The 15708-nt window shown below is 67.0% G+C and carries 12 protein-coding genes and 3 pseudogenes; 7 read left to right on the top strand and 8 right to left on the bottom strand.

The genetic code is table 11. The features are described 5' to 3' along the window. Positions 1 to 73: 73 nt before the first annotated feature. Positions 74 to 739 carry a hypothetical protein gene (locus ACWGH1_RS28460; RefSeq protein ID WP_453353358.1) on the bottom strand — a complete coding sequence of 222 codons (666 nt, stop codon included), beginning with the start codon at positions 737 to 739 and terminating at the stop codon, positions 74 to 76. 290 nt (positions 740 to 1029) lie between these two features. Here ACWGH1_RS28460 and ACWGH1_RS28455 point away from each other — a divergent pair, with 290 nt between their 5' ends. After that, on the top strand, positions 1030 to 1665 hold the full coding sequence (locus ACWGH1_RS28455; protein ID WP_243339124.1) for a VOC family protein: 636 nt from the start codon (positions 1030 to 1032) through the stop codon (positions 1663 to 1665). Between the two features lie 503 nt (positions 1666 to 2168). Here the strand turns inward: ACWGH1_RS28455 and ACWGH1_RS28450 are convergent. From ACWGH1_RS28450 to ACWGH1_RS28430, 5 genes are all read right to left on the bottom strand, one after another. Further along, positions 2169 to 2654 (bottom strand): peptidylprolyl isomerase, encoded by a 486-nt coding sequence (locus tag ACWGH1_RS28450; RefSeq protein WP_453353357.1) that lies wholly within the window; start codon positions 2652 to 2654, stop codon positions 2169 to 2171. A gap of 961 nt (positions 2655 to 3615) precedes the next feature. After that, positions 3616 to 3834, bottom strand: a complete 219-nt coding sequence (locus ACWGH1_RS28445) for a hypothetical protein (protein ID WP_453353356.1) — start codon at positions 3832 to 3834, stop codon at positions 3616 to 3618. Positions 3835 to 4379: 545 nt separating this feature from the next. Then, complete coding sequence (locus ACWGH1_RS28440; protein WP_453353355.1) at positions 4380 to 4916, bottom strand: hypothetical protein; 537 nt, start codon at positions 4914 to 4916, stop codon at positions 4380 to 4382. Between the two features lie 305 nt (positions 4917 to 5221). After that, positions 5222 to 6520 (bottom strand): NF041680 family putative transposase, encoded by a 1299-nt coding sequence (locus ACWGH1_RS28435; protein WP_453353361.1) that lies wholly within the window; start codon positions 6518 to 6520, stop codon positions 5222 to 5224. 954 nt (positions 6521 to 7474) lie between these two features. Then, a complete protein-coding gene (locus tag ACWGH1_RS28430) occupies positions 7475 to 8020 on the bottom strand; it encodes a hypothetical protein (RefSeq protein WP_453353354.1) in 546 nt (181 codons plus the stop codon). A 152-nt stretch (positions 8021 to 8172) separates the two neighbouring features. Here ACWGH1_RS28430 and ACWGH1_RS28425 point away from each other — a divergent pair. Together ACWGH1_RS28425 and ACWGH1_RS28420 are read left to right on the top strand one after the other, a co-directional pair. Continuing rightward, positions 8173 to 8274: pseudogene (locus ACWGH1_RS28425) on the top strand (IS5/IS1182 family transposase); the annotation flags it as partial. Positions 8275 to 8333: 59 nt separating this feature from the next. Further along, the gene (locus tag ACWGH1_RS28420; protein ID WP_453353353.1) at positions 8334 to 9137 is read left to right on the top strand and encodes a hypothetical protein; all 804 of its coding nucleotides are present in this window, start codon (positions 8334 to 8336) and stop codon (positions 9135 to 9137) included. A gap of 342 nt (positions 9138 to 9479) precedes the next feature. On the opposite strand, the gene ACWGH1_RS28415 is transcribed toward ACWGH1_RS28420, so the two are convergent. After that, the gene (locus ACWGH1_RS28415) at positions 9480 to 9692 is read right to left on the bottom strand and encodes a hypothetical protein (protein WP_453409130.1); all 213 of its coding nucleotides are present in this window, start codon (positions 9690 to 9692) and stop codon (positions 9480 to 9482) included. Between ACWGH1_RS28415 and ACWGH1_RS28410 the strand changes: the two are divergent. Next, a pseudogene (locus ACWGH1_RS28410) lies at positions 9693 to 9782 on the top strand (IS5/IS1182 family transposase); the annotation flags it as partial. A gap of 309 nt (positions 9783 to 10091) precedes the next feature. On the opposite strand, the gene ACWGH1_RS28405 reads toward ACWGH1_RS28410, so the two are convergent. Then, positions 10092 to 11147 carry a cytochrome D1 domain-containing protein gene (locus ACWGH1_RS28405; protein ID WP_453353779.1) on the bottom strand — a complete coding sequence of 352 codons (1056 nt, stop codon included), beginning with the start codon at positions 11145 to 11147 and terminating at the stop codon, positions 10092 to 10094. 1242 nt (positions 11148 to 12389) lie between these two features. Between ACWGH1_RS28405 and ACWGH1_RS28400 the strand changes: the two are divergent. From ACWGH1_RS28400 to ACWGH1_RS28390, 3 genes and pseudogenes are all read left to right on the top strand, one after another. Continuing rightward, positions 12390 to 12545 (top strand): annotated as a pseudogene (locus ACWGH1_RS28400) (FAD-binding protein); the annotation flags it as partial. Between the two features lie 93 nt (positions 12546 to 12638). Continuing rightward, positions 12639 to 14138, top strand: coding sequence for a GMC oxidoreductase (locus tag ACWGH1_RS28395; protein ID WP_453353785.1), 1500 nt, complete (start codon positions 12639 to 12641; stop codon positions 14136 to 14138). Further along, entirely contained in the window at positions 14135 to 15682 is a 1548-nt protein-coding gene (locus ACWGH1_RS28390; RefSeq protein WP_453353780.1) for a patatin-like phospholipase family protein, read from the top strand. Before ACWGH1_RS28395 ends, ACWGH1_RS28390 begins: the two co-directional genes overlap by 4 nt. Positions 15683 to 15708: the final 26 nt, after the last annotated feature.

Raw genomic sequence — 15708 nt, 5'->3', positions numbered from 1 at the left:
GCGCTACTTGGTCTGCCCGGCCAACTACACCGCTCAGCGGTCGGGCGGCATCGAAGAGCTTGGCCTTCGGAAGTCAGGAACCGCCCAGGCCCCATGCGTCGAGTCCGCCGTAGATATGGGCCCTCAGGCAGTGGGGTGCGTCAAAGCCGGAGGCTTCGCCGCGGTAGACGGCGATGAGCGAGTCCTTGCCCCGCCACCAGGTGTCAGCGAGTCCCTCGACTTCAGATACCTGCTCGAATCCGTCAAGATCCAGCTCGTCGACGGCACTGCCCTTGATCTTCGTGATGGTCTTGGCCCAATAGCCCGCGTGGTCGGCCAGCGCCAAGGCTTCCACCCATCCCTCCGTGCTGGCGTGCAGCGGTGTCCAGCGGTCAGCGTCGATCCCGAACTCGCCTTCCGGCCCGATCATGAACCCGTGGGCCATGGAGACGCGACAACAGCCGGCCGAGAACCGCCATCCATCCGCTTCCGAACTTTCGGGCATATCGGCTTCCAGAACGCGCGGGCCGCCCTCATATTCGCGGGCAGGCGGCAGAGCGATGCCGCCCCAGCGGCCCTGGAAAGCCACGGCCCGGTCGATCTCGGCAGCGGGGATCCCGCGGTCAAGCCATATCTCCCGACAGAGCGTGAGGTCGCGGCGGGGTACGCGCAGCCCGTGCCCCTCAACGAAGTACCGAGCTCGTCGGCTCAAGCCTTCAGGCGCCCGAGGGGTCAGCGGCAGCCGAGTGTTCGCCGTCACGGCTATCGCTTCTCAGGGCAAGAGGCCGGCAGCACGGCGGCGATCTCCCGTCCAGGGCGATGCGGCATACCGCTTGAGCAGATGAATCCGAATGCACTGGCCATGACCTGGAGCCTAGTGATCACCTCAGCTACCCACGTTCGGACGCCCTTGAAGAGCCGCTTCGACCGGGCCTCCTCCGCCGGGATGACGATGATCGATCCGCTCCACGGCAAAATCCACTGCGGACGCGGCCGGGGCGGCGGGCGTGGCGTCGGGATTTGTACGGGTTGTCGGGTAATGATGGCGCAGTGCGACTTGATCACGTGTCCTATGCGGTGGCCCGCGACAGCTTCGTCTCGACCGTCCAGTGGATCGGATCGGCCCTCGGCGCCGGGTTCGTCGACGGGGGCGTGCACCCGCGATTCGGCACCCGCAATTTCATTCTCCCGCTGAGCGGCGGCACCTACGTCGAGGTCGTCACCACACTCGACCACCCCGCCGCCGACCGCGCACCCTTCGGCCAGGCGGTCGCGCGCCGCGCCGCCGAGGGCGGCGGCTGGCTCGGTTGGGTGGTCTCCGTCGACGACATCGCCCCAGTCGAGGCCCGCCTTGGCCGCACCTCGGCCGAGGGCCACCGTGTCCGCCCCGACGGGTTCGACCTGAGGTGGAAGCAGATCGGCCTGCTGGAACTGCTGGAGGACCCGCAACTTCCCTACTTCCTTCAGTGGTCAGTCCCCATCGAGGAGCGCCCGAGCGCCGACCCGCGCACCTCCACCACCATCCACGGGGTCTCCATCGCCGGCGACGCCGCCTCCATCGCCGAATTCCTCGGCGAACCGGCCGACCACCCCCTCGACCAGATCGACGTCACCTGGGTCGAGGATGAGGAACCGGGCCTGGTCTCGGTCGAGTTCGCCACCGCCCACGGCCCGGTCACGATCTGACCAGGGCCCGACTGCCCCGCTGGAGCGGCCGGCTGGGGTCCCGTGGCTAACGCGTGTTGCCGCAGCACGTCCGAGCACGAGCTGGCCGACACGACGCCCATCACCTGTCGATGGTCTTTTGGGTGTGGGGAGCGGGTACGGGTATCCGTACGTCCGCTCAGGGCCAGGCGCAGCCACGGGCGCCGGTAGTGGACCGTTCACACAGGCCGCACGGTCTTCTCCGGCGGCTGTGGCAGTCACCAGCTCTATGGCCCGGCATCTGGCTCTGCGCGGTCGCCGGGTTCGGCCCCGGAATGGAGCCGGGACCGGACGATGGGTGCGATGTCCATGGCGGCACCGTACGGAATCCACTGGATGGGCCTTGGGCGCTTCGCGTAGTCCGGGCACAAAATCCGGAGCCCTCCGCTTCCGCACCCAGACGCTTCACCCGGCCGGCGTAGTCCGCCTGGGGCGGCCACAGGCGCAAGGCACGCTCATCGAGGACGCGGCCACGCCGCGGTGCGTCAATGCCGGCAGGACGGCCGGACACGGAGCAGCTCGGTCCGCAGCACGGGTGTGCCGTCGACCGGGGCCGGGTCCTCCGCGGTCGGCTCGATACCTCGGGCGGCGACTTTGTCGAGTGTCGTCAGGCCATCGGGGCCGACCGTGCCGAACACCGTGTAGTTCGGTCGCAGCGCGGAGTCGCCATAAACGACGAAGAACTGCGAACCGTTCGTGTCCGGACCGGCGTTGGCCATCGCCAGCAGGCCGCGCCCATAGAGACGGCGCGCGCCGGTCGGGTCGGTCGGTGCCGGCGGCAGGTCCACCGGCAGCTCGTCCCTGTACTTGTACCCGGGCCCTCCCTCACCGGTACCGGTCGGGTCGCCGCACTGCAGGACCTTCAGCGTCGGGTACGCCGTCAGACGGTGGCACACCGTTCGGTCGTAGAACCCATGCCGTGCCAGGTGCAGGAAACTCTGGACCGTGCACGGCGCCTTGGCCCGGTCCAAGTGCAGCGGGAGCGGGCCCTGGCTGGTCGGAACAGCCATATCAACCGTGCCACGACTGGGGGTGCGCCGCGGGTCAGGCGGCAGCGGAACAGAGCGCGCCGGCGGCTCGTCCGGGGTCTGCGTGTACTGGCAAGGGCCATGCGTGGTGCGCGACGGAGCGCCGTCGGAAGCGGTGGCGACACTCCCCCCAAGCCACGACTAACACCACGGCCGCGAATGTGCTGATCAGTGCCCGTTTCATCTCGCACGCCCTCCCGATAATCGCCAAGTCCTGGAGCGGTCGCAGTCTAGGGCGCGGGTTTGGTCCGCGGGAATAGTTAACGGCAGGACGCTCGCGCGGCCAACCCCGAAATCCTCGCCCTCCAGCTGACGTCCCTGCTCGACAGAGCCACTGGCGGTGCAGGCGTCGGCCACACCACAGGCTCCAACCGGCCCTCACGCGCCCCTGCCAGCCGCTTCCATACCGTCCGAACCGTCACACCGGCAGCCTCCGCCATCACCCGTAGCTGCAGCGACGACACCGACCCCGCACCCTGATCCACCGCCAACAACCGACACACCACCACACCCCGCGCCAACCGGCCGTCCTCACCCATACCCACCACCACAACCCGGCCCTGGCCAGCCGCACACAGGAAGGGGCAACCCCATGACAGCCACCCACCCTGCTGCTACACAGCTCATGGCAGCAGCCTGATCACCCCATGACAGCCAAGATCACAACTCACACCAGAGAGACCAGGGCACAACCCACCCGATCCCCGCTGACGACCAACCAGTGCCACCAACTCACCTATTCAAAATGCTCAAGCAACCTGCGCAACCAGGCGCGAGACAGGAAACCCGCAGGCCAGACAGCACCTCGCCCCGTATCCTGCGCAGATTCAGTGAGCGAGCACGGCCGCGACTCGCTCAGCCAACCTGCACAAACCCAGGTCACAGGCGTGACGGCTGCTCAGTTTCACTGACCGCCGACAACAGCGGGCTCCGCGGGCGCGGCCTGACCGGGCGCGCCGCCGGTGGGGGTCTCGGTGGAGCGGGAGCGGGCCGCGGTGGCGGAGACGCCGCCCGCAAGCTCGCCGGGCGGGCCCTGCTGCCGGGCGGTTCTGTCCGTCAGCCCGGCCTTCAACCGGTCGCGCAGCCACTGCTCGCCCTCCGGGCCGCGGGCGACATCGGCCATGCGAGCCGCGAGCAGGGGCCAGGCCGGGTGCTGACCAGGAGGGCCGTCTCCCGCTCGGAGCCGATGTAGTCCTGCGCGATAGTCACCAGCCGGCTCTTCGCCGCCACACCGATGCCGAGCTGCTCAAGGGCCGCGGGCCGTTACGACAGGTCCAGGTCGTTCGGGACGCTCAACCCTTCGGTCAGCGGCCCCCACATCGCGCGGGCGTTCGCAGTCAGCGCCTCCGGGGCCGGATCAGGATCAGGATCCGGAGCAGCAGGGGAATCCGACGCGGCGGCGGGCGCCCCGTCCGGGGCGGGCCGGGCCTTGCAAATAGTCCTCCTGGTCGAAGGCCGGAGGCCGCCCGCCGATTGTTCCCCGGCGCTTGCGGTGGCCCAGGGCCGCGGATGCTTGTGGCCGGCTATCCGCCGGGGTCGGGGCTCACGGCGACGGAGCGGCGGCAGACGGGGCAGGTGGTCTTGAGCCATACAGGTACGCGAGGTTCCCTTAATTGCGGGCAGTCGCTGCGCCGAGGCCTTCACGGGTTGCCGCCATTGCTGCTGCCGTCACGCTGTCGCTGCTCCTCCTGCTCCGTCTTGCTGCTTCCCTTTGCCCTCGCGTTGCCGCTGCTCGAGCTCCCTTCTACGGCTCTCCCTTTTCTCGCGCTTCTCTATTGCCCACTGCTCCACATTGACCGACTCTCTAGCCAGCAGTCCCTGCTGGTGTGTCAGTTCCTGCAAAGCGTCCAGTTGGTCAGCCCCCGGCAGGAATTGCAGGTTGTAGTAGGAAGTCCCCAATGCTCCGAACGAACTCCCTGCCACCCGGTGAGCTTCTGCCTGCTTCGCGTACCCGAGTACCAGCTCCACGGCGGCGAGCACAGCACTGAGGAGGCCCATGACACCAACAACGATCGCTCCCGCACCGGTCAAGCCGGTGAGCAACGACGCGCCTGCCACCGCCGCCAACGCAGCGCCCGCAAGGCTGACCAGGCGCGAACGGCGACGGTAACGGTCATGAGACAAATTGTGCTCGACCGACCTGTTGCGGACCTGCAGACTCAGGTCCCTACCCCGGCCCGGAATGCCAGACTGTTCGCTGTTCATAAAGCCAGAATACTCGCCGAATTATGTTGAATTAGGCACTAGATACCTACTGTTGAGTTTTTCAAATACATCCCACGCGGCGCTGGCCAGGCCAAGGCAAGGGTTTACATATGCTCGTCTAGGGCTTGCCCTCCCGAGTACGCGGCGGCGTCCCTCGCAGAACCCGGATAAGGATGGCGGCGAAGTGGAGGGCGGCCTGACACCCCCACGGGCTGCGCTGCGCCCACAGCGGACTGTGTCGTACACCTGCCACCGCGGACGCTTGTTGTGTGTGAGGGGCCGTCACCCCTCAACTTGTTCTTTATCTACCAAGATCTACCGGGCTTGCCGATGGCCTTGAGGGTCTCGGGACGTTTGACGGTCTTGCCCACGTCGTAGCGGGGTGTGGGACGGCGGTTCTTGGTCCCGGGCAGCCGTCCGGGACCGGTGCCACGAGGTTGGGGAACACGGGCCGGGCAGAGCAGGAGGGCTCGGATGTTCCTGAACCCCCGGCGGACCCGGGCCGGAGTGAGGTGTTCGGGCTTGGCCGGTTTCTCCCAGGGCCGGCGGAGGTCGGCGGCCAGTGGCCGGGCGAGCCTGAGCTGGGTGTGCGCGACGACCAGAAGCCATGTCCAGCGGTCCGCCGCCTCGGGAGTACGCAGTTTCGGGGTGGTCCAGCCGAGCGTCTGCTTTCCGAACCGGGAGGTGTGCTCCAGGTCGAATCTCCTCAAAAACCCCTGCCAGCAGCGGTCCACGTCCGCCGCGGTGGCTCCGGTCTTCGAGGACCAGAGCCAGACCGGCGGCGCCTCCCGTTCCTTGGAGAGGTGCTCGACTTTGAGACGGACCAAGGTGCCCTCGATGACGTGGAGTTCGCCGTCGTGCTTCCGCCAGGCCGAGCGGTGGGTGAGCCGCGGGTGGACCCGGTGACACGCCTGGGCTTCGGCCTTGCCGTAGTTCACGGTGTCGGTGGCCGTGGTGATTGCCGGTTCAGGCCAGGTTTCGGGTTTGGCGGAGCGGAACTCCGGCCCGTGCTTGGGCGGGCGCCCGCCCTTGGGTTCGTAGACGCGGGGCGGCTTCGGCAGCCGCATCACCCGGTCTCCGCGGATCCGGTCGACCAGCTCGGCCGGGAGATCGCGTAGTACCCAGGCCAGGCGGGTGACGTCATAGCCGGCGTCCATGACGATCACGATGTTCGGGTCGCCAGGCGTCCACTGGCCGGCCACGATGAGCCGCTCCACCACGGCGCGGAGCTGGGCGGCGGTGACCGCGGTCGCATCGTCCTCGGGTCCGAGCCGGACCACGTCCAGGATCCCGGTCCACGAGGTGGCGCCGGGCTCCAGGACGGCGACGAAGGAGTACGGCCAGCCCGGGATGAACTGCGACGCGGACTTCGCCCGGCCGTAGACGTGGCAAAACAGCCGCTGGTCCGAGCACGGAGCGTCCGAGCGCAGCCACGACGACACGTCAACCGCAAGCACCAGGCGTCCGCCCTCGAAACGCGGCAGGACCTTCAAGGACAACACCACACGTCGGCCGGCAGTCGGAAGATCACTAGGAAACCGCAGGTACGAACCGTGCACTCGTGCTGACCACCGCCCGCAGCTCGGACAAGACGCCCCGCCCATCGTCGACCGGGCCTCCACCCGGACACCGGCCTCCGCCACCTCGACCGCCACCACGTGGACGCCCTCAACCGATGCGAGCAGCACCTCTTCGAGCCTTATCCATACTTCGTTCACGCCGAAGCACTGTCGGTCAGACCCCCACTGACCGCAGGCGATTTCCGGGCGACAACGCACGGCGACCACGGAGCCCGGCGGCTCGGAACTGCGGAACGTTCGTGTATCCGTCCACGCCGAGGGGGATGTACCAACGGGTGATCTTCTTCATGAACCTGTGTCCTTCCGAGGTCAGAACCCCAGTGGCCCGACCGCAACCCTTCGGCGCTCTCACTGCCGAATGGACAGCACCAACCCCGAAAAGTCGCCGGAATCCTGTGGTAGGCGAAGGATGTTCGGGCGGTCAACCGGCCGCGGCGGATGGTCCCGTCCCGAACCGCGGAACATCCTCCGTGGTCACGTCCAGGCGCAGCCGCTGGAACCGGAGCGGGTGCCGGAAGACGCCGCCGTGGTCGATAGCGCGATCCGCGCTGACCTCGGCGACCAGGGCGGGGCGGACGAGGGTGGTGTCGAGGACGTCGCGGCTCCCCCACGTCGCCGAGAACTTCGCCCCTGCCCACGGGTGTCCGGGCGCGGCCGCGGTGAGATGTTCGGCGACCTGCCGGGCGGCTTCCGGGCGCAGCGGTACGGTCCGGCCGATAGCGCGCAGTCGGCCGTCCTAGCCGTGGCGGCCGAGGACGAGGAGCTGCGGGCGTGTCAGGGTGCCGGTAATCGCGCCGACGATCGCCTCAGTGGTGCCCCGCCTTCACTGGTGGAGTGTCGGTATTCGAAAGTTGCAGTATTCGCCAGCAGGGCGAGCGGCCGTGGCCTAAAGAACGTGAAGTGGCCCCACTTAGCCGATCTTGGAAGCGGGTTTCGGGAGCGACATCTGGCCCCACCCTGCGCGCCGAGGTTTCAGCGTCAGTCGCCGGAGCGAGGTGTGGGGGCGTAGGGCTCGATCTCTCGCCATGGCGGCGGTCCTCCGAGCTGTCGGTCGATGGACTGCTGGGAGCCGTCGAGGGAACGACGGGACGCGTTGACGAAGGCAAGCTGCCCGGCTGCGAGTTCTGCCATGATCCGCTGGAGGTTGTCGCGGTTCTTCGGGCCGCAGTCGGCGACCAGGAGCGCGAAGCGGCCAATCGCATCGGCCAGGTCGCCGGCTTCGTTCGCGACGTCGCGGGTGGCGACCAGGCTGAGTGAGGTCAAGGCGGCGTTGAACGGCGGCCAGTCAACGTTGTTGGGCCGGTCGTCGAGGTATGCCTCACGCAGCTCGATCTCGACGGCGGTGAACTCCTGGAGGAAGGCTCCGTAGGCTGCTGTTCGGGTGTCACGCAGCCATTGCTGGTTCTGGCTGCGGCGGCCGACGAAGCCGCCCACCACGATGCCGAGGATGGTTGCGACGGCACCGACGCTCGTGGACGCCAGAGCATCCCAGGGGACGGCCAAATCGGATTCCTCCTTCAGCACGGTGGCTGTGATCCGTGGTCAGCGTGGGGAACGACTGGTCCATTCTCGATCAAGAGGTCTGCCTGTGGGGCCGGATCCGGAGGTTAGGTGGTGGCTTGCTGTTGTGCCCGGGTCTGTGCGAGGCGGGGGACCGTCAAACGAGTGGTGCAACTGTGAAGAACTCCTGGGCCGTGGCCACGAGATTCGACAAGCGCGCCTATGTCTTCCGCGGCACCGTCACCGTGGCTTCGATCTGGCTTTGGCTCAAGCCGTGATCACTTGGCCTTGCGGACCGGCCGGCTCCGCTGTCGGAGGGGTTGGCTACTCTCCGGCCATGGATCTGCCCTACAACACCAGGCCCTCCGCGCAGGAGATCGTCGCCGCCGTGCCCGGACTCGCACCGTACGCGTTGCCGGCCGTGGTACTGGCTCCCACACCGGGGGAACCGACGGTCCACCAGAGTTCCGTGGGTGGACCATTGCTCTGGCCCGCCGACGAGACTTGGCCGTACTGCGACGTCCCGGACGAGAAGTCCGGTTCCGGAACACCAGCGACCGCCATGGTGGCGGTGGCGCAGGTATACCGGAAGGATGCTCCAGGCGACTGGTGGCCCAAGGGCAAGGATGTGTTTCAGCTCCTGTGGTGCCCCAACGTGCACTGGGATCCGCCGGCTCCGCACGCCGACGTCAGCCCGGTCGCCCAGATCCGCTGGCGCAACAGCGCGGACGTGAGGCGAATACTCGCCTCGCCCCCGCTGCCCGTGCGGCAGGAGGACCCGGACTACGGATACACGGCGGTGCGGTGCACGCTCACCCCCGTGCCCCTCGTCGACTTTCCCCACCCGACGACCCTGCCAGACGAAGAACTCATCAAGTCCGTGCAGGAGTACGTGGAGACGACCGGGGACGGAAGCGATGTCATCACCCGAGTGGCCGGTATCAAGTTCGGCGGGTGGCCCACCTGGCACCTGACCGACCCTTACGACATACCGTGCCGGACCTGCAGCGCCCCGTGCCGCCTGCTGTTCACCGTGGCCAGCGACCACACCACCGGGATCACGGTGGGCAGGTGGGGCGACTTCCGGATCTTTGCCTGTCCCGCCGGGGAAGGACATGGCTACATCTTCGACCAGCACTGATCCACCCTCGCGAGGGCCCCTCAAACCATCTCGGGATCCGATGGCGCGGGGACGTACAACTGACCCGCCATGCTCCTGACGTCTGTTTGTGCTGCCTCACCGCGAGGAGGGGCGGCCCCATGGGGAGGCGAGCCCCTGGCCGCCCCCCTCACCGCCCTGTAGGCGACTGATCTGTCAGCAGCCCACTGGACAGGTGCAGAGAAGCCACGCCCCCACCTGCCGCTACGGGGTGGGTGCCACCCCCTTGTGCGAGGCATGTACGGCCGCGCGGCGGGTGCAGTACGGGGCCTGAACGGTGTCTGTCTTGCCGCCCGGCCTGCCGCGCCTGCGGACGCTGGTCACCTACCTGCGCGGCGAACTCAGCCGCGCCGAGCGAGCGCTGAAACGCGGCCGAGGAGGCCGAGGAAGCCGCCGCGCGGCGACGGCCACCGGCGGAGCCGTCCGCACGAAGTTGGTGTCCTGGTCACCGGCGGGTACGGCGGCCAGCGCCGCCGGTGCGCACATCCCGGCCGCCACCGTCGCGGCGGCGGCCACTGCCATCAGTCGCTTGCGCATGGCATTCATCTGGCCGACCGCCGCCGCACGCTGAAAGCCATCGCGTCGAAGTACCGCACCTGCTCGCCGTGGCGGGACCTGCCTGCCGAACGGCACCACAGAGAGCGCGGCCAGGCCCCGGAAGCGGTCCGGGCCGGCTACTGGAACCGGGCGCACGCAGGCACGTTGGGCGGCCCAACGAGGTAGCAGAGGAGGCCGGCTCGGACAATGCTCAGGACCCGCCGCAGCCTCCACCTGTGGCCGCGGGAGCGGCTCTCCCAACGCCTCGGTCAGTCGATTCGTGACGGCCTGCGCTGCACACACCGGGCCGTGCAGCGCCTCGCGCACGGTCCTTGGCCTCTCCGTACGACGAAACCTCCGGGTCAAGGGGCTGCCATCAGCCGTCCTGGGCAATCACGATCAAATGTCGATCACCGCCACGGTGCCGCAACAGTGGAGGGTGACGTACGCGTGGCGGCCGTCCGGAGCCACCGCGATCCGGGTAGCGCTGCCACCGACGGCCACGGCGGTACCGATCACCTTGTCCGTGCTCGTGTCGATCACGGACACGGAGTTCGATGCGAAGTTCGTGACGTAGGCGCGGCGGCCGTCGGGGGTCACCGCGATGTCATTCGGCTTCCACCCGACGCGGATGGGGGCGCCGGTCACCTTCTCGGTCTTCGTGTCGATCACTGACACGGTGCCCAACTGGTCGGTTACGTAGACGTGGTGTCCGTCGGGGGTCACCGCCACCCCGGCCGGGAAGTCGCCGATGGAGACGTGCAGGGCGACGACACGTTCGGTGCTCGTGTCGATCACCGAAACAGGGACGGGCCATCCGGTGGAGTTGGTGACATAGGCCCGATGGCCATCAGGAGTGACCGCCACACCGAACGGGCTGCTTCCGACGGGCAGCGGGCTGCCGACCACCGAGTTGGTCGTTGTGTCTATGACTGACACGTCATCCGACCCCGCGTTGGCTACGTAGGCGTGGCGGCCGTCAGGAGCGACCGCCACCCCGGCCGGCGTCCTGCCGACGTGGACGCGGCCGACCACCTCGTTGGTCGTCGTGTCGACCACGGACACCTCGTCCCAACGGGAGTCGGTGACGTAGGCGCGATGGCCGTCAGGAGCGATCGCCACCCCGACCGGGGTGCCGCCGATATGGACGTGGCCGACCACCTTGTTGGTCCTCGTCTCTATCACGGACACCCTGAACGAAGCGGATTCGGCGACATAGACGTGGAGGCCGTCCGGCGTCACCGCTACGCCTACCGGCTGGCTGCCGACCCGGATGAAGACGGGGCCGGCGGCTGCCACCGCGAGCGGCACCAGCACACCGGACAAGGCGAGCAGAACGGCCAGGGTGCACCAGACCGCACAACGACCGGCCCGGCCACCGAGGACCGAGTACCGGCGGTTGGCAGCGAGGGAATTCATAGCGGCCTCCTGTGCGTGCTGCGTGAGGCGGGCCATGAACGACGGTGCCCAGGGCGTAGGGACACCGCTGGTGACGTACTCTCCTCCTCAGCATGACGCCTTCAGTCGCGCCTGCAACCGGGACTCGCGGCCCGACACTATAGGTGTCCGTGCTCTTGCCCCATGGGCGTCGCCGCCTTGGGTCTTCTCCGCCGAGTATCGCCACGGCGCACTCCGGGCATGCAACACGCTGTGCCTCGGACTGCAAGCGGATCCGGTGAACAGACGTCGCCAAGGCATCAGCCGCGCAGTAGCCCGGCTGCCGAACGGTGTCACACCAGGTACCGGCCGATAACCAATGGTCGGTGCTGGCCGGCGGACGGTTCGGGCCGTGGATGAACTCGTGTGCCGTTGGCGGGAGTCGCTGTTGTCGTCCGTCAGCGACATCGTGGCGTTGTCGGTCGACGTGAACCCCCGCGTGCGCGTTGGCGCGTGCTGGACGGCGGCGGGCGCCGCGTGTCCAGGGGGCGGCATGTCGTCGTGCGATGTTCACGGCTCCTACCCCGCCCATGTGCCCAGCGCCGGGCGGAGCATCGTACCGCTATGGCGGTCGCTGTCCACCTGCCCGAACGTCGAGTGTTGGCGTGCGTCGGCACAGTCAGCGGACGGAGCGGCAGCGGTCAACCCCAGCCTCGGTCGGCCTCGCGCTCACAAGCCGGGCCGGCGCCCGGCTGACCAGTGTCCTCGGCGCCCCCGTCAGCCGAAGCACGTTTTTGCGGCTGGCAAACGCGCTGCCCGAGCCGGAAGTACCGGTGCCGCGGGTGGTCGGCATCGATGAGTACGCTTCCCGCAAGGGCTCGCCACTACGGCGCCGTCCTCGTGGACGTCGAAACCGATCGCCCGCTTCGACCTGCTGCCCCAACGTGAGGCATCGAACCTGGCTGTGTGGCTGGACGGACGGCCGGCCGGGTGACCTGGGGTCAAGGCCGAAGCCGCTGAGCGAACGTCACCCAGCACCATCGCTGTCTGCGCGTTCTCGTCCCTGAACCACTCAGGGACGAGGCCCGCGCACCCAGTCCGAGAAGGAGCCGTCGTCCGCGCCCTGGCCGACCAGGGGTGAGCCCGCCGCATCCAGACCTGGACACGGTCAGAACGCCCTGTGGGACTCCGGCTCGTGCACCGAGCCAGCACCACAGCCGACCCTGCCCGCCCGCAGACATTAGCCGACAGCGATGAGGGGGCTGAGGCGCCGACATGCGCGTCACGACGCGCGGGTGAACCATTGAATTGAGATTGTGCGTGGAGCGGCCGCATGTTGTGGGGGTGAGCGCAGGGTTTCGACTTCTAGAGGTGGCGAGTGTGGACGTTTTCGATGCCGTCGTCGTCGGGTCGGGTTTCGGAGGGTCGGTGTCTGCTTTTCGCCTGGCTGAGGCCGACTTGCGCGTGTGTCTCCTGGAGAGGGGGAGGCCGTTCCCGCCGGGATCTTTTCCACGCAGCCCTCACGATACGTCCAGGAATTTTTGGGACCCGGATTCCCATTCGTATGGGATGTATGACATGTGGAGCTTTTCGAAGCTCGACGCACTTGTGTCCAGCGGGCTGGGCGGGGGCTCGTTGATCTATGCGAACGTGCTGATCCGCAAGCCGGAAAGCTGGTTCGTGGACGAGTCGTTCGACGGCGGTTTCGAGAACTGGCCGGTGACACGGGCCGATCTCGATCCACACTACGGTTATGTCGAAAAGATGATGGGTGCGCAGCGGTATCCGTTCGGCGTGAAGCCGTATAAGGAGACGCCCAAGACCATTGCCATGCAGCAGGCGGCCGCCTCGCTCGGTCTTCCGTGGGAGTTGCCGCTGCTGGCTGTGAACTTTGGCGATCCCCCGGTACCCGGCGTTCCCATCGAGGGCGGGGAGAACAATCTGCACCACAGCCCGCGCTACACATGCAGACTTGTCGGTGAATGTGACGTGGGCTGCAATTTCGGCAGCAAAAACAGTCTGGATTTCACCTATCTCAGTGCGGCAGATCGGCTAGGGGTGGATATCCGCACTCTGTGTGAGGTGCGCTCGTTCGAACCTGTCCGGAATGGTTTCCTGGTCTCGTATATAGATCACGGTTCCGCCGAGGATGGAGACGTGCTCCGTCCTCCAGTTCGGCACACTGTCAAGACCAGGCGGCTGGTTCTTTCCGCCGGCGCGCTCGGTACCACCTATCTGTTGCTGAGAAACCGCAGCGCATTTCCGGGAATTAGTCCGGCGCTCGGTACGAAATTCTCCGGCAACGGGGACTTCCTCGGACTGGTCTACAAGGCGCGGGAGAGGCACCAGGGACCGGCCGGGGAGGCGGCCCCACGCATGTTGGAGCCGAGTTTCGGACCCGTCATCACGAGCGCGATGCTCATGCCTCGTAAGGAGAGCGGCGAGACCAGCCGAGGGTTTTACATCGAGGATGCCGGATATCCGGAATTCCTGAACTGGCTCGTCGAAGAGAACGTCCTGACCCTGTCCGACAGGGTTGCGAGGTTCATGCTGCGGCGAGGGTGGTCGCAGCTGACCAGGACGGCCAGGAGCCGTGTGGGGGGACAGCTCGGTGACGCCGTGGGCAAGGGAGTGCTCACCGCGACCTCTATGCCGTTGCTCGGGATGGGAAGAGACGTCCCCAACGGCCGGATGTTCCTCCGAGACGGAAATCTGGACATTGATTGGGACCTGGCCGCCTCCGATGAATACTTCCAACAAATGAACGAGACGATGAAGCGTGTGTCACACAGCCTGGGTGGGCGGTACGCCTCGAATCCGCTGTGGTGGCTCAACCGTCTCATCACTGTGCATCCCGTGGGTGGCGCACCGATGGGGCGTAATCGGCGTGAGGGCGTAGTGGACTCTTTCGGGCGTGTGTACGGCTATCCGGGTTTGTCGATCGCGGACGGCTCGGTGATGCCCGGACCTGTCGGGCCGAATCCTTCGCTCACCATCGCGGCGCTGGCTGACCGGTCTGCTGTTCGTATCATCAATGATTACCGGAACGACGGTGGTGAGCGCTCATGACGACGGACCAAAGGCCCGACGCACGCAGTGGCTCCCCGCGCAGATCTCTCATTCTTGCCGGCGGCGGGCTGAAGGTGGCATTCCAGGCGGGTGTCCTTCAGGTCCTGCTCGACGAGGCCGAGTTGCAGTTCGACCATGCCGACGGTGCCAGCGGAGGCGTGTTCAACCTCGCGATGTACTGCCAGGGGATGTCGGGGCGCGAGATCGCGGACAACTGGCGCACTCTGTCGCCTATGAACGGCGTCGCGCTGAACTGGCGTGAGTGGTTCAAGGGGCCGTACGCCCGTTCCCTTTTCACGCTGGACGGCTACCGGCGCCGTGTCTTTCCGGGCTGGGGGTTGGACTGGGAGAGGATTCGGGCCACCGACCGGGAAGCGACCTTCAATCTGTACAGTTTCAGCGCCAATCAGCTGGAGGTGGTGACCGCCGACGGTATGGACGAGGATCGCCTCTGCGCCGGGGTGTCGTTGCCCATGTGGTTTCCTCCGGTTGTGATCAACGGGCAGACGTACATCGACCCGGTGTATTTGACCGATGGCAACGTTGAGGAGGCGATCCGGCGAGGCTGCGACGAGCTGTGGATCATTTGGACGGTCAGTCGGCGGCAACGCTGGCGCGATGGTTTCGTGGCCAACTATTTCCAGATCATCGAAACATCCGCGAACAGTCAGTTGCAGTACTGGCTACGTCGGATCGACGATAACAACGCAGCCATCCGTAGAGGGGACCATGGCGAGTTCGAGCGCCTGATCGATGTCAGACTCCTGAGCGCCGAAGTCCCTCTGAACTATCTGATCAACTTCAGTAAGAGTCGTTTCGCCCAGGCTGTTGAACTCGGAGTCCAGGGTGCTCGCCGCTGGTGCACTGCCGAGGGGATTCCCTGGAAGCCCGGGGTACCTCCGGACCGCCCTGAGGACCTCACTCGCATCAGATTCACCGAACGTATGGTCGGCACTGTCGCCTTCGGTGAGACCGATGTCCAGGCGGTGTCTTCGGCGCCGCGTGGAGCAACCGCAGGCATGTCCCTCTTCCTGACGATCGACATCCGCGGGGTGGACCGCTTCATCGTCGGTCCGGAGCATGAAGCCTCACTGCAGGGAGAGATCGTCTGCCAGGAGTTGGGTGGACGTCTTCCGGTCGAGCGGGGCACCTTCCAGCTGTTCGTGGAAGAGTCCGACCCGGAACACCTGCGGATGCGCTACCGGTTGTTCTTCACCGACCGCGCCGGTCATCGGCTCACGCTCAGTGGGTACAAGGAGGTCAGTGAGGACTCCCGTCGGGGAATCTGGAAGGACACCTCTGTCCTGTACACGCGCATCGTTCGGGGCCACGTCGACGCCGACGAGGAGTCCGCAGCCGAGGTGGTGGCCTCGGGATCCGTTCACATCCGCCCCACCGACTTCCTTAAGCAACTCACCACCTTCCGGGTCGAAGCGCCAACGCTACGCGGCAAGGCTACGACGCTGGGTCGCTTCGGGCAGTTCTTCTTCGGCAAGCTGTGGGACGTGTACGGGCAGAACGTCTTGCCGTGGTCGCCGCTGTGACCCATGGCCGTGGTGTCACCTGGCGC

Source organism: Streptomyces sp. NPDC054883 (genome assembly GCF_053610645.1).
This window is presented reverse-complemented; position numbering and strand designations above follow the sequence as displayed.